Genomic DNA, 14,996 nt, shown 5'->3' on the forward strand with positions numbered 1-14,996 from the left:
GAACATCGCGAACACCTCATGGGGAACGCCGAAGCCCTCCGCCATGGTCCGGGCGTACAGCCCCAGCTCCTCACCCTCCACCGGCCGTATGCGCAAGGACCCGGCGGGCGCCGGCGGCATCCCCGCACCGGGCCGCCTGATCATGAGCGGCGACGTGGTGACCGCGGTCAGCCCAAACCGTGCTGCCACGTCCGTGACGGCCTTCCCGACACGGCCACGAACCTGGATACTCCATGGCAAACCGGTCCCACTCACCTCACCGGCCAACGCCTCGACGACCTCGGGGCTGGGTTCCAGGTTGGGGCTGAGTACGGCGTTCAGGGTGGCGACCGGGGCCCCCGACACAGCCAGCACGGTGCCGTCCGGGTCTCTGTGGAACCGTCCGTTCGTCGCGGTTGCCAGATGGCCGCAGACGGCCGTGTAGGCGACGACGATCGGTCTGAGGGGGTCGTGGAGCGGTGTCATGGTGTCGTCTCCGGGAGGTGCTGGGATCGTCGGGCGATGTGAAGGAGAAGCCCGCCCAGGTTGCGTCGTTGCAGGGTGGGACATGGTCCCGGAGGCAGGCAGAGTACGCAGGGCGGCACCGCCTCCGCGTGGAATGTAAAGGAGTGCGGGGCGCGGCGTCGCTGCGGCGACCTGCTCCAACCGATCATATCGGGCAGAGGCTCGGATAGAACGCCGGTGCCATGTGGCCTCGAAGGGGGGCGCGATGTGGCGGCCGGACCGGTCGTAGGAGGTGGTCGGATGTGCCTGTCCGGTCGATGGCCACTGATGCGGCGGGCGCCGTCAGCGCCCGGCGACCGCCGGATGAGCCGTTGCCTGATACCTGTCCGGGCGTGCCGGATGCCGCGGGGTCAGTGCCTGTGTGCTCGCGCACGGCACCGCGACGATGGGCGGCCTCCTGCACCGAGGGGTGCAGGAGGCCGCGTGGCGGGACACCGGACCTGGGGGGAGCATGCACGGTACCGGGTCCACGCCGCTCATTGTGGGAACGAAGCTCAGCGGGTGACGGGCTGTACGAGTTGCCATCGCTGGATGGCGGCGAACGCCGCGTCACAGGGCCGGACCTGCACCTGCACGTCCTTGCCCATGTTGGTGAGACAGCCGCCTGTCTGGGCGTTGACGATCGTCACGATGTCCTGGGACACGGGCTGCAGACGCCAACGTTGGAGAAGACCCGCCTGACCCGCTCGTACGGCTGCTTCACCGCCGGGGATGGTCCTGAGCCGGACCGGCGCCTCACCGTCGAACTGGTCGAGAACGCTGCCGAGCGTATCGCTGGGCGCGAGCGCCTCCGTGCCGTCCGAGAAGGGGATACGGGCCCAGAACCTGTTCTGCTGCTGCCCTTGAACCTTGTCGTCGTCCGCGAGGATCACGGGAGTTGCGTCGTCCGTGCGGCCGTCGGGAAGGGCAAGGACCTGTCCGTTCTGGGTGCTGCGGATGGTGACGATGGCGTTGTCGGCCGTGTTCGAGTCCGTGCCCGTCTGGTCCTGCGTGCTGTTCTGCGAGGGCGCTTCCTGTGGGGCCGGCTGTGACGGGGAAGGCGACGGTGCGGGGGCGGCGGGCGGGGGACTGGGGATCGGCGGTGGGGTCTGAGGGGGCGGTGGCAGAGCGTTCACCGGTGCAGCCGGCGGCAGCTGCTGGGCTACCGCGTTCGACACCAGGGCCGGCCGTGGGACGAACCAGAGCGCCGCGAACGCGGCAGCGCCCGCCGCCAGCAGTCCCAGCGTGACCAGCAGCCACTTCGGGAAGAGCGGCAGCCGGATGAATGTGCCGCGCAACTGCGCGGGCGGGAGCGCCCCCGTCTGCCCGGGCAGACGATCCCGCGCCGGGGTGAGCGTCAGCGTGAACGGATATCGCTCGGGCTGGCCGAGAAACTTCACCCCACCGGGCCGGATCCTCACCCTGGCGAGACGGGTGCGGCCCTGCGCGACCTCCATGGTCTCCGGAGAGGGGCGGAAGGCCAGCACGTCCTCGTCGTCCTGCCCCGAGATTCCGACGGGCAGCGGTGCGTTGCCGAGGTTGTCCACGGCCACGCGTGACCGCGTCGACAGCCGCCCGCGCACCGTCACGGGAACCAGGTCCGCGCGCATCTCCGCGAACGGGGAGACGGTGACGACTCCCTCGCCCACGTTCGACAGTTCGGGATTCTGCTGCGGTTGGACCAGGATGCCGAACGGCAGGCTTCCTGCGGTCGTTTCCGGCGCACGAGGTGGGGAGAAGACCACCGACGCCGAGCCCTCGTCACCGGGGTAGAGCCGCAAGGTGTCGGGAGCGATGCGCGCCCATGCGGCAGGGTCACCGACGACCGAGAGCCGATACTCCTCGACGGTGTCGCTGTCGTTGCGGAGTCGCACGGTGGTGGTTTCGCTCGAACCGGGATCGACCGCGACGGAGGTCGGTTCCAGGGAGGTGAAGGTGGTCACATGACAACCTTTGAGAAGCACCATGAGGTGGGCCAGAGGCATCCGGGCAGGGTCCGATGGCCGTACGGGGGACCGTATGGTCATGACCGGGCCATGGAGCGGCCTGTACAAGTGGGGACGCACGGGGGGACGGTCGGCACGCATGACCACATGGGCCCGACGCTTTGCCCCAACGGCCTGTCGATCGGCCGTTTCGGGGAAGGCCTGCCCACGTCAGGGTGGGGACAGCTCGATCATGTGAAGCTGTCGTACAAGGAGAAGCCGCTATGCCCACGTACCTCTCCCCTGGCGTCTACGTCGAGGAGGTGGCCAGTGGATCGCGTCCCATCGAGGGAGTTGGCACCTCGGTGGCCGCCTTCGTGGGCCTTGCGCCGTCGGGGCCGCTGAACGAGGCCGTCCTGGTCACCAACTGGTCGCAGTACACGTCGACCTTCGGGGACTTCACCGAGGACTACGCCCTGGCGCATGCGGTGTACGGATACTTCAACAACGGCGGTACGACCGCGTATGTCGTGCGGGTCGGCGGTGGGGCCTCCGACACAGGCGAGCGACCCGCGCTTGCCGCGACGCAGCGACAGGCGCCCCTCGGCGCCTTCCGCGTGACGGCTCTCGAGGGGGCGAACCTGGGGGGTGCGCCTGTGGTGGAGGTGTCGGCTCCGGCCGGTGAGGGACCGGATGACCGGTTCACCCTCACCGTCAAGGACGGCGACAAGGTGCTGGAAACCTTCGACGTCTCCTCGAAGAAGGGCAACCGGAACTACGTCGTCACGCAGATCAAGCAGCGGTCCAAGCTGATCGCCGTGGAGGAGACGGCCTCGGCGGCGCAGATCGCCCGTCCCGACAACGGGACGGTCGCCCTGGAGGCCGCACCGTCCTCGCTGCCGGTGCCCTCGCAGGAGAGCCTCACCAGCGGCCACTTCCTCGGCGACGCCGCCGACCGTACGGGCTTCGGCGGACTGGAGGCGCTGGACGCGGTCACCATGGTCGCGGTCCCGGATCTGATGGTCGCCTACGAGCGCGGCGCCCTTGATATGGACGCGGTGAAGGCCGTGCAGCTCGGCATGATCGCCCACTGCGAACTGATGGGTGACCGCATGGCGATCCTGGACCCGCCGCCCGGCATGAACGCCAAGCAGATCCGGGACTGGCGTCAGGACACCGCGGGCTACGACTCCTCGCACGCCGCCCTGTACTACCCCTGGGTCAAGGTCCTCGACCCCTCCAGTGGCCGGCAGCGCCTGGTCCCGCCCAGCGGTCACATGGCGGGCATCTGGTCCCGCAACGACTTCGAGCGCGGGGTGCACAAGGCGCCCGCGAACGAGATCGTCCGCGGTGCCGTCGACCTGGGCCTGCAGATCACCCGTGGGGAACAGGACCTGCTCAACCCCATCGGCGTCAACTGCATCCGCGCCTTCCCCGGCCGGGGCATCCGGGTGTGGGGGGCGCGTACGGCCGCCTCGGACCCGGCCTGGCGCTACCTGAACGTGCGCCGGTACTTCAACTACCTGGAGGAGTCGATCCTCGCCGGCACGCAGTGGGTGGTGTTCGAGCCCAACGACGAGGCCCTGTGGGCGCGGATCCGGCGCAACGTCTCGGCGTTCCTCGTGAACGAGTGGCGTGCGGGGGCGCTCTTCGGCTCCCGCCCCGAGGAGGCGTTCTACGTCAAGTGCGACGCCGAGACGAACTCGCCGGAGTCGGTTGAGGCCGGCCGCGTGGTGTGCGAGGTCGGCATCGCTCCCGTCAAGCCCGCCGAGTTCGTCGTCTTCCGCCTGGCGCAGTTCTCCGACGGGACCGGCGAACTCGCCGAGTAGCACCTCCGGTGCCGTGTGTGCCGGCCTCGATTGCCAGGCCGGCGCACACATAGTGCACAGGCACGGATCATTTTCCATTTGTTCGGTTGATTCCAGAAAGAGAAACGAACGATCATGTCTCTCCAGCCTGGTGATGCGCTCGCCTCACACAATTTCGGCCTGCAGATCGACGGTGTGATGGTCGAGTACCTCCAGGAGGTCAGCGGCCTCTCCGTCGAACAGGACGTCATCGAGTACCAGCAGGTCTCGGCGGACGGAAAGCCCGTCATCAAGAAGATGCCCGGTGTGCGCAAGGCCGGTGAATGCACGGTCACCCGAGGGATGACCGAGTCCAGCGCGTTCACCACATGGATCAACGATTCCATAGCCGGGAACATGGGCGCCGCCCGCAAGAACGCCACCATCATGATGATGGACTACCAGAACAACCCGGTGAAGCGGTACAACATGCGCAACGCCTGGTGCAGCAAGGTGGAGACCAGCGGAGTCAAGGCCGGCGACACGTCGGCGCTGACCGAGCAGGTGACCATCACCTTCGAAGAGCTGGTCATCGAGTGATCAGGCGCACCGCCGCTCGTGCGGGGGCCGAGTCGGCAACGGCAGCGCCGGATCCCGAGCCGGTCAAGCCGTCACCGCCCGCCTCGGCCCCGGCGCCCCTTCGGACGGAGTTCGCGTTCGAACTTCCCCGTGGATACGTCGACGAATCGGGTGCCGTCCACCGATCGGGAACGATGCGGCTTTCCACGGCACGCGATGAACTGGTCCCTCTCCGGGATGTGCGCGTCCAGGAGAACCCGGCGTATCTCTCGGTCGTCCTGCTCGGCAGGGTCATCACCCGCCTCGGCACGCTCCCGTCCGTGCACGACGGGATCGTGGAGAACATGTTCGCCTCGGATCTGGCCTTTCTGCAGGATTTCTACCGCCAGATCAATGCGGAGGGGCATACCCGGGCGGCGGTGTCCTGCCCCCATTGCACCGAGTCCTTCGAAGTGGACCTGGCCTGGAGCCGCCTGGGGGAATAGCGACGTACGCGATCGACCGTCTGCACGACGAGGTCGCGTACCTCGCCTTCCATCTGCATTGGGGGTTCGAGGAGTTGTTGGACCTGGAGCACGCGGATCGCCGTCTCTATGTGAAGCGGACCGCAGCATTGGTGAGCCGCGCGGAGGAGTGAGTTGAGTTGAGCGGTTTCCTGGCAGGGATCTGGGGCCGGGTGTTCGCAACCGTGCCGGGCACCGAGGCTCACGACAGCCGTCTTCCGGAGACGCCCGCTGTACGTCCGGCCGACCGGCCGAACCTACAGCGGGCAACCGGCGGTCAGTGGCAGTCGGCTGCGCCGGTCCAACGAGTACTCGACGGCGTGTCTCCCGTCGTGGTGTCGCACGACCTCGCGGCGCATCTCGCGACCCACGGGAACCCCGCCTTGACCGGGGGAGAACCTGCGCCGGGGAGGGGGATGCCGGTTCTGGACCAGAGCATGCACGTGCCTGACGACCGCACCCACAGCGCCTGGCGGCGGACGGAGACAACTGCACCTACGGCTGCGCGACCGGGCGTACGGACAGGCGACGGAGGATCGGGCTTTCCGGCGGGCGGCGCTGTCGGCAGTCCCGCACCCGTGGAGGTTGCGCTGCCGGGGCCCACGGTGCCACGGCCGACTCCATCGACGGGCACTTCGGCCCCTCCTTCGCACACCCGGGCGGTTCCGGCCCAGGGCGTGTCCGAGCCGCGCAAGGGGTCGGTACAGCGCGTGACACGGGCGACGGCCGTACGTTCCGCACGATCTCCGTTCCTCTCGGCCCCGCCGGTCCCCGCCGGCCGACGGCTGACGGCCGTGGTCGCCGGGGCGGAGGACCGTTCCCCGCGCGTCGGTCCGGTGCCCACAGATCCAGCTCATGCAGTCCTTGAGCCATCACCTCCCCGGACCAGGGGCACCGTCGGGTCCACGTCGGCAGCCGACCCATCCGCATCCCCGGAACGTCCCGTCCCGTCCGCGCCCGTGACTGACACTCCCGTGTCCACACCCCCTGTGACGCCGCCTGGGCGCGACGTGGCTCGCGTCCCGCACGCTCCGGCTTCTGCCGTTGTGCAGCGAAGGGCGTCGCAGGGCGACGTCCCGGAAACCCGGACCGGGCACGCCGTGCAGACCGCGCTCACCACGCACACCGAGCAGGCGCCGCCGACCGTGCACGCAGCGCCGACCGCGCACACGGATTTGCCGGCCCGCAGCCGTGGCAGCCGAGACGCAGGCGACGAGGATGCCGGAGCAGGCGAACTTCCCCCGACCACACAGCCGGTGCACACGCAGGCCACCGGCAGCGACGCCGTTGCACCGATGACGGCACAGACGGTCCTACCCCACACCGCGGCGCAGCGCTCGGCGAACGGGGACGCACGCATGCCAAGCAAGCCCTCGGTCCCAGGCCGGCGGGCCACCGTTGCGCATCCGACGGCACCAGGCGCGGCCCCAAGTACGTTGAACACCCCTACTCGTGGGGCCGGTTCCCCACAGTCCGGCCTCGGTCTCGGCGCCCCGCTTCGGCAGCAGCAGGAAGTAACCCCGGCTCAGTCCGCAGGCCCTGTGCAGCGAACGCCCGCACCGGGCACCCAGGTTGGGCAGACCCCCCGGTCCGTGACGCCCGGAGGGGCGCATCACCTCGGCCTCGGTGCGCCGCTGCGGTCGCGGCCCTCAACCTCCGGTGCCTCCGCGCGGCCGGATGGCCAGGACGCGGATCCTGTTGTCCCCGCGTCCGCGTCCGGGCCGACGGTTCAACGTTCTGCGTTGCACCTCCCGGATGAGCCGGCCACCATCCCCCGTCCGGCCCGGACGACAGGCGCGGAGCTCTCCGTAGCGGCGCCTGTCCTGCCGGCGCCCACTGACAAACCGGCTGCCCCCCTCCACGCGTCGACGCCGGCTTCGGCGAACCGGACGGTCAGGAGACCGGCGGCGGACACACGAGCCACGGCTCCCGCAACAACATCGTCGGAGACACCGCACGCCAAGCCGTCTCACCCGGCTCCTGCCGGCCCCGGTGCGGCACAGGCCCTACGCCCGGCATCGCCGCATACGGTGGAGTCGGCGCTCACGCCTGCCGAGCGGACCGCGCACGATCGGGAGCAAGGCGCCGTCATTCAGCGCCGACTGCCCTCCGGCGCGAGGGAGTTCGGACGGAACCACGTCGCTGTGCCGGGGCGGGAGGATGCCTCCGCTTCCGCCATGCCGGGGGAGGCCCGCGCCCTCGCGCCGAGCAGCGAGTCGTTCGGTACGCGCCTGGAGCGCAGTACCTCCGCCGAGGCGATGTCGGCGGACCGGTCCCCGGCCCCCGGCGCCGCACCGGGCGTAGCCGCCGCAGGGCCGCCTCAGCCCGGTCGCACCGAACGCGTCGGCCCGGAGGCGTCAGGCAGCGGCAGCCACGTGCTGCCCGCCGCTTCGGGTGACCCCGGCGCGGGCCGCACGACCACCTCACCTGCGGTCGCTCGCACCACGGCTTCCTCCTCTGCGGCACCCACCACGGGTCATGTACAGGGGAGTCCCGCCGCAGCCTCCGGGCGAACCTCGCCCGCACAACCCACCGCATCCCTCGCCTCCGTGCAGAGGCGCGGCCCGCTGCATCGCGCCGGGCGGCCCACACCGCAGACCCTCCGTCCTGTCGCAGCCGCGGCCATGCCACGAGTGCTCACCGTCCCGGTGCAGCGCTCCCACGCCGGGACACCGAGCCCGCAGGCGATCTCGCGGTCGACTGCCGCGCCGGAGAACGCGGTCGGCCCGGGTTTGTCCGGCGCTGCGGGTCTCCGCCTCGGGCAGGGCCAAAGCCGGGGTATGGACCCGACTGTCGGGCGCCCGGTACACCCGGTTCCCCTGCCGCTGGTCCGTCCGCGTACGGTCACCGTGGCGTCCGAGCGCGTCGCCACATCCTCTCCACCGCTGGTCGTCCAGCCATTTCGCGGCCAGGCGCCGCGCCCTGCACCTGCCGTGGGCCTCGGTGGCCCCGCGACACCGGAGCGCTCCCGCGCCAACGCCCTTGCTCCGGCGCGCGGCCCGCTGCCGCCCGCTCCGACGACGACCAGCGCAGGCACAACCGCTGCCGCGCCCCCGTTGCCGTACCGCGGACAGCTGGCGCCGGTGCGCACTCCCGCAACTTCTCGGCAGGACCGCGCGCCGCATCGACCGTCACCGGCCCCCGCCACCCCCTCCCGCACGCCCCGTTCAGTAGCGGCCCCCTCCGCTCCTGCCACCGTCCAACGGGCCGGCCAACCATCGCGGGCAGCAACGCCGATCGCCCCGTCCGCGGGACGAGCCACCTCGAGCGCGCTCCCGGTCGCGCCCGGGACCGCGCAGACGCCGGGACCGCTGCCTCCAGCGCCATCGGACCGTTCCCTTACCGTGCAGCGTCAAGGGCAGGGGCAGGCATCCTCCGCTCAGCGCAGCCTTTCGGCCCCCGGCCCGGGCGCCTCGACGGCTGCGGGCGCCCCGGGCGGCTCGGGGCCCGTGCTCCACGCACTGCCCCCCGAGTCGCTGGACGCACTCGCCCGCTCCCTTCTCGAGCCCCTGTCCCGCCTCCTGCGTTCCGAACTACGCGGTGACCGCGAGCGCATCGGCCGCCTCCGCGACACGCCCTGACGCGCACACCAGCCTCCGAGAACCACCCCACGACGCAAGGACCCAGCCCATGCCCACCCCTCAAGACCCGGCCTCCACCGTCTTCTTCAGGCTGTCCATCGACGGCCTGGATCTCGGTCTCTTCAACAGCTGCGAGGGGCTTGCATCCGAGGTGCAGGTGGAACAGCGAGAGGAAGGGGGCAACAACGGGTTCGTCTGGCAACTGCCCTCCAGGATCACGTACCCGAACATCCGGCTGACCCGACCGCTCACCCCCGACACCGGCAAGGCCGCAGCCTGGATCTCCTCAATCGCCACGGGCATCACCAGGCCGACGGGGCAGATAGCCGCCTTGCGGGCGGACGGTTCCGTGGTCGCGCAGTGGGGGCTCGTCGAGGTGCTGCCCGTACGGTGGCAGGGCCCGAATCTGGACCCGGCGAGCCCCGGAGTGGCGACCGAGACGCTGGAAATCGCCCACCACGGCTTCACCGACGCCCAGGGGGCCTGATGTCGCCGGCCACTGGTAATGCCAACAAGAGCCTTGTGCGGGCCCGGCTCGCCATCCACCATCCGCCGAGTGGGTCCAGCCGCACCATGGGCGGGCGGATCGGCGAGGTCGAGTTCCAGTTCAACCCCCATCAGATGGAGCTGTCGCGCTCGGCGTCCTGGTACGCGCAGCGCGCCGTCGGCTTCGACCGCGGCGCGCAGCAGGAGTTCTCAGGAGCAGAGCCCGCCTCGCTGTCCCTCGAGGTCTTCCTCGACGCCTCCGCAACCCCTGGAAGCCCACGGGTGCGCCAGCAGGTGGAGAAGCTGCTCTCGTGCTGCGAAGTGGATCCGCAGACGCTTCCGACCAACCGGCCCTCCCCGCCCTGGGTGCGCTTCTCGTGGGGCGGATTCAGCACGGTCCAGTTCACGGCGTACGTCGAGAGCGTCAACGCCGCCTACTCCCTGTTCAGTCCGACCGGTGAGCCCCTGCGTGCCACCTGCCGCCTGTCCCTGAAAGAGATCCCGACACCGACGAAGGGGCAGAACCCGACCTCCGGCACCCTGCGGACCCAGCGCGTCCACCGTGTGGTCGCCGGTGACTCCCTGCCGTCCCTGGCCTGGCGCGAGTACGGCAATGCCACGCAGTGGCGCGCCATTGCCGACGCCAACGGCATCGATGACCCCATGCGGCTGCGCCCCGGCACGGAACTGCTGCTGCCGCTGGCCGACGACCTGCGGCGGGGCGGCGCGTCGGCATGACGACCGCCCGGACAGGCTCAGAAGTGAAGGCTCATCCATGAAGTCCTATACGACCGTCCTGAAGGTGAATCTCGCAGGCGCACCGCTGCCCGATCCGGTGGCCGGGCGGCTGGTCTCGGCCTGGATCGACTCGAGCGTGAACGTGCCGGCCGCCTTTCGGCTCGTCTTCAGCGATCCCGCGCGCGACCTGCTGGGCCTGCTGCCGTCCCTCACGGTCGGCGCGAAGGCGGAACTGGTGCCGTACACGGACGGCACGTCGGGCCGCCCCCTGGTCACCGGCGAGGTCACGGCGCTGGAGGCCGACGCCGACGGCCTGGGCAAGTCACTGATCGTTCGCGGGTACGACCCGGGCCATCGACTGCTCCGCAACCGCCGGGTCGCCGGCTACCCGAACATGACGGCCGCCGACATCGTGCGGCGACTGGCCACCCAGAACGGGCTGACGGTGGGGACGGTGGACGCGACCCCGACGGTCTATGAACTGGCGACACAACCCAACCTCACGGACTGGGAGTTCCTGACACGGCTGGCCCGTGAGAACAACGTGCATCTGTACTTCGACGAGGACGGCCAGCTCCAGTTCACGGCCCTGCGCACCGCCGCGGGCGCCCCGTCCGACAGTACGCCGGCGGCACAGAGCCCCTACGTCGTGGAGTTCGGTGTCAACGCCACCAACAGCCGGGTCGCCGTCACCGCGGCCGGACAGGTGCCCTCGGTCTCGGTGCGCGGCTGGGATCTGCAGACGAAGCGACCGCTGTCCGCCGACGCCCGCGCGACCACCACCAAGGACATCCTGGCGGACATCACACCGGGCGAGGTGAGCCGGCCCTTCGGGCAGGCCTCGCTCACCGGCACCGCGGTCCCGTACACCACCCAGGCCCAGGTACGGCAGGCCGCCCAGGCGCTTGCGGACGACGTCACCGCGTCCTTCGCGGAGCTCGAGGTCGCCGTCGACGGCAACCCGCAACTGCGCCCGGGCATCCCCGTGGCGCTCAACGGCGCGGGAGCGCCGTTCGAGGGGAAGTACACGGTCACCGGTGTCCGGCACGTCTTCGCCTCCGGCGAGCAGTACACGACATGGGTGCAGGTGAGCGGCCGTCAGTTCCGTTCCCTGTACGGCCTGGCCGCGGGTCAGCAGCAGGCGCCGACGATGCCGGGAGTGGTGATCGCCGTCGTGAGCAATATCAAGGACCCGCTGGGCATGGGCCGCGTCAAACTGCGCTTTCCCTGGCTGTCGGATTCCTACGAGAGTGACTGGTGCCGGGTTGCGCAGTTCGGTGGCGTGCGTGGAGGCGGGCTGATCCTGCCGGAGGTCAACGACGAGGTGCTGACCGCTTTCGACCGGGGTTCATTGGAGCACCCGTACGTCCTGGCCGGACTCTACAACGGCGTCGACAAGCTTCCCCGCATTCAGGAGGGCAGCCCGCCCGTGGACCCGACCAGCGGCTCCGTGAACTGGAGGAAGCTGGCCTCGCGGAGCGGGCAGGCCGTCGAGCTGCTGGACGACGCCCGCCGGGCACAGGGCGTACGACTGCGGACCGGGGACGGGTCGCTGACCGTCCACCTGGACCAGAACCGCACGAGCGTCACCGTCAGCAGCGACGGGAGTGTCTCCATCCGAGGCGCCCGCGGCGTCGACATCAAGGCGGGCGGGGACCTGAACCTGACGGCCGGGAGAGCGGTGAACATCTCAGCCGGAGCTGCACTGAACCTCAAGGCCGCGGGCAAGGTCGGCCTGGCGGCCGGTGGAGGCGTCTCGGTCGACGCGGTCGGCGTCGCCAGCATCAAGGCGGCCGGTGCGGTGTCCCTGACCTCGGCGGCGAACGCCTCCGTCACGGCCGCGACGGTGACCTTGACCGGCGTCACACTTCGCAACGGGGTGCCCTTCTGATGGCCGAACAATTCGTCGGCGCCGGCTGGGCGTTTCCACTGCACACGGACGCTTCCGGCGCCATCGCCCTGGTGCGACGTGAACGGGAGATCGAGGAGGCCATCCGCCTGGTGCTCGCCACGGCGCCCGGTGAACGCCCGATGCGCCCCGAGTTCGGCTGCGCCGTGCACGACCTGGTGTTCGCACCGGTCAACGAGGCGACCGCAGGCCGTATCAGTTACGAGGTACGCACCAGCCTGGAGCGGTGGGAGCCCCGTATCGAGGTGGCCGAGGTCGCCGTGACGGCATCCGACGACGACCCCTCCGTACTGCTGATCGACGTCAGGTACGCGATCCGCGGGACCAGCAACCCGCGCAGCCTTGTCTTTCCTTTTTATGTGATCCCGTCCAGCGAAGGCGACGTGTAAGCCCGATGCCCCTGCCCACCCCGCATCTCGACGACCGGCACTTCCAGCAGTTCGTCGACGACGCCAAGCGCTACATCCAGCAGCGTGCCCCGGAGTGGACCGACCACAACGTCTCCGATCCCGGCATCACGCTCATCGAGGCCGTGGCCTACATGAGCGACCAGCTCATGTACCGGCTGAACCGGGTCCCCGACAAGAACCACCTGGCGTTCCTGGACCTGCTGGGGGTGACACTCTTCCCTCCCTCGGCGGCCCGGGCCGATGTCACCTTCTGGCTGTCTGCGGCCCAGCCCGAGCCCGTGCTGCTGCCCGCCGGCACCGAGGTCGCCACCATGCGAACCGAGACGCAGGAGGCGATCGTGTTCACCACCGAGCGCGACCTGCGCGTGCCCTCGTCCTCCCTGGAACGCGTACTGCGACAGGAGAACAGGCAGAGCCCGCAGGACCGCACCAGCGCGGTCCTGGGGAACAGCAACGTGCCCGCCTTCTCCAAGAAGCCCCAGCCGGGCGATGTCCTGCTGTTCGGCCTGTCCGCTGCCGTACCGGATTGCGCGGTGGTGCTTGTCCTGGACAGCCAGGTGGACGGTGTGGGTGTGGACCCTCGCCAGCCACCGCTCGCCTGGGAGGCGCGTACTGCCGCCGGGTGGGAGCCCTGCGAGGTGGACGAGGACACGACCGGTGGTCTCAACCGGGCCGGCGAGGTCGTGCTGCACGTGCCGTCCGGGCACACGTTGTCCCAACTCGGCCAGCACGAGGCGGGATGGTTGCGGTGCCGGGTACTGGAGCCGGCTCAGGACCAGCCGTTCTACTCCGCCACCCCCACCATCCGAGCGGCTTCCGCCTACACCATCGGCGGCACCGTCCGGGCCGTGCACGCGGTGGAGGTCCGCGACGAGGTGCTCGGCGAGTCCTCGGGAGCCCCGGGACAGCGGATGCAGCTCGGGCAGGTGCCGCTGATCGCCGACGACCCGCTGGTCGAGATCGAGGTGACGGACGGCGACGGGTGGCAAGGGTGGGAGGCGGTCTCCGACTTCGCCGCTTCCGGACCGTCCGACAGGCACCTGACGGTGGACGCGACCACAGGAGAGGTCGCCTTCGGGCCTTCCGTGAGGCAACCGGACGGGAGCATGCGGCAGTACGGTGCCGTGCCCGCCAAGGGCGCCTTGGTGCGGGCCGCGCGGTATCGAACGGGGGGTGGGCGCCGCGGCAACGTCTCCCGGGCTCAGCTGCAGGTGCTGCGCAGCTCGATCCCGTACATCGCCCGCGTGGAGAACCGGGAGGCCGCCGGTGGCGGAGTCGACGGGGAGAGTGTCGAGGAGGCCAAGGCCCGGGCGCCGATAGCGCTGCGGGCTCAGGAACGCGCCGTCACCGCACGGGATTACGAGGAGCTTGCCCGGCAGGCGGCGCCCGAGACCGCTCGGATCGTGTGTGTGGCCGCGGAACCCGAATCGGACGGGGTGGGTGCCGTCCGGGTTCTGGTGGTGCCGGACGCCGTACCGGACGCCGGGGGCAGACTGCGCTTCGAGCAACTCGTGCCCAGTGATGCCCTGCTGGAGCGGGTGACCCGGCATCTGGACGAGCGGCGGCCGCTGGGCACCCGCCTGGCGGTCGGACCGCCCTACTACCAAGGCGTCTCCGTCACCGCGACCCTGCACGCCTACCGCAGCAGGCCGGCACAGGAGGTCCGGGCAGCAGCGCTCGACTGCCTTTACACCTACCTGGATCCACTCACCGGTGGAGCGGAAGGCAGGGGATGGCCGTTCGGCCGTCCCCTGCGGACGGGGGACGTCTTCGCCGCGCTGCAGCGTGTCCCCGGAGTGGAACTGGTCGACGACGTCGAGCTGTGCCCCGCCGACCCGTTGACCGGACGCCGCGGCGACCCGACCGACCGTATCGACCTGGCGGGATCGGCCCTGCTCTTTCCGTACGACCACCGGATCCGCGTGATAGGAGCATGATGAGCACCCTCTTTCCGGCATCCCCCCACCCGCTGCGGCACCAACTACCGGGTGTCTACGCGCAGGACACGTTCGCCGGGGTGTTCGCGGACGGTCTGGACACGATGCAGGGGCCGGTCCTCACCACGCTTGACTGCCTGGACGCCTACTTCCGGCCCGGGCTCGCACCCACCGACTTCCTCGACTGGATCGGCGCCTGGGTGGGAGCCGAACTGCAGGACATGATCTCGGAATCCGCGCGCCGCGAGGCCGTCGCCATGGCCGTGGTGATGCACCGCCGCCGAGGAACCGCCCAAGGACTTGCTGCCGCCGTCCGGTTGGCTTTCGGGGTCACACCGGACATCACCGAGAGCGGTGGCGCGGCGTGGTCCGCACGGCCGCGCGGCCCCTTTCCCGGTCACCCCCTGCCCTCGCTGCGTGTGGTCGTGCGGGTGCCCGATCCGGCGGCGTTCGACGCCCGGCGCCTGGAGTCCCTGGTCGCCGCGGCCCGCCCCGCACATATGCCCTTCACCGTTGAGGTATTGAGCGAAAGGTCTGACAACCGATGAGCGAGAAGGCGACGCCCGACGGCCTCTGCCCGGTGTGCGGGACGCCCGGACCCGAGGGCGGGGAGTCGTTCTGCGACGTGTGCGGCACACTGATCGACTGGGACGTGCCA

At 70.4% G+C, this 14,996-nt stretch carries 11 protein-coding genes and 1 pseudogene; 10 read left to right on the plus strand and 2 right to left on the minus strand.

Annotated features, from left to right (window positions below):
• Window positions 1-465: pseudogene (locus ADL25_RS30930) on the minus strand (GNAT family N-acetyltransferase); the annotation flags it as partial.
• 533 nt (window positions 466-998) lie between these two features.
• The gene (locus ADL25_RS30935; RefSeq protein WP_059131187.1) at window positions 999-2,426 is read right to left on the minus strand and encodes a hypothetical protein; all 1,428 of its coding nucleotides are present in this window, start codon (window positions 2,424-2,426) and stop codon (window positions 999-1,001) included.
• Between the two features lie 266 nt (window positions 2,427-2,692).
• Here ADL25_RS30935 and ADL25_RS30940 point away from each other — a divergent pair, with 266 nt between their 5' ends.
• The 10 genes from ADL25_RS30940 to ADL25_RS30980 all read left to right on the plus strand — a co-directional run bounded on the left by ADL25_RS30940 (window position 2,693) and on the right by ADL25_RS30980 (window position 14,886).
• Entirely contained in the window at window positions 2,693-4,237 is a 1,545-nt protein-coding gene (locus tag ADL25_RS30940; RefSeq protein ID WP_059131188.1) for a phage tail sheath family protein, read from the plus strand.
• 114 nt (window positions 4,238-4,351) lie between these two features.
• Entirely contained in the window at window positions 4,352-4,795 is a 444-nt protein-coding gene (locus ADL25_RS30945) for a phage tail protein (protein ID WP_059131189.1), read from the plus strand.
• Window positions 4,795-5,259, plus strand: coding sequence for a hypothetical protein (locus tag ADL25_RS30950; protein ID WP_059131227.1), 465 nt, complete (start codon window positions 4,795-4,797; stop codon window positions 5,257-5,259). Before ADL25_RS30945 ends, ADL25_RS30950 begins: the two co-directional genes overlap by 1 nt.
• A gap of 3,362 nt (window positions 5,260-8,621) precedes the next feature.
• A complete protein-coding gene (locus ADL25_RS49240; RefSeq protein ID WP_147318079.1) occupies window positions 8,622-8,858 on the plus strand; it encodes a hypothetical protein in 237 nt (78 codons plus the stop codon).
• A gap of 49 nt (window positions 8,859-8,907) precedes the next feature.
• Window positions 8,908-9,345 carry a phage tail protein gene (locus tag ADL25_RS30955; protein WP_059131190.1) on the plus strand — a complete coding sequence of 146 codons (438 nt, stop codon included), beginning with the start codon at window positions 8,908-8,910 and terminating at the stop codon, window positions 9,343-9,345.
• Window positions 9,345-10,082, plus strand: coding sequence for a LysM peptidoglycan-binding domain-containing protein (locus ADL25_RS30960; protein ID WP_059131191.1), 738 nt, complete (start codon window positions 9,345-9,347; stop codon window positions 10,080-10,082). Before ADL25_RS30955 ends, ADL25_RS30960 begins: the two co-directional genes overlap by 1 nt.
• Window positions 10,083-10,119: 37 nt before the next feature.
• Window positions 10,120-11,973, plus strand: coding sequence for a VgrG-related protein (locus ADL25_RS30965; RefSeq protein WP_059131192.1), 1,854 nt, complete (start codon window positions 10,120-10,122; stop codon window positions 11,971-11,973).
• Window positions 11,973-12,380 carry a GPW/gp25 family protein gene (locus ADL25_RS30970; RefSeq protein WP_059131193.1) on the plus strand — a complete coding sequence of 136 codons (408 nt, stop codon included), beginning with the start codon at window positions 11,973-11,975 and terminating at the stop codon, window positions 12,378-12,380. Before ADL25_RS30965 ends, ADL25_RS30970 begins: the two co-directional genes overlap by 1 nt.
• A 5-nt stretch (window positions 12,381-12,385) precedes the next feature.
• Entirely contained in the window at window positions 12,386-14,338 is a 1,953-nt protein-coding gene (locus ADL25_RS30975) for a putative baseplate assembly protein (protein WP_059131194.1), read from the plus strand.
• Window positions 14,338-14,886, plus strand: a complete 549-nt coding sequence (locus ADL25_RS30980) for a phage tail protein (RefSeq protein ID WP_234381105.1) — start codon at window positions 14,338-14,340, stop codon at window positions 14,884-14,886. The genes ADL25_RS30975 and ADL25_RS30980 overlap by 1 nt, the downstream gene beginning before the upstream one ends.
• Window positions 14,887-14,996: the final 110 nt, after the last annotated feature.

The organism is Streptomyces sp. NRRL F-5122 (assembly GCF_001507435.1).
GTDB lineage: Bacteria > Actinomycetota > Actinomycetes > Streptomycetales > Streptomycetaceae > Streptomyces > Streptomyces lannensis.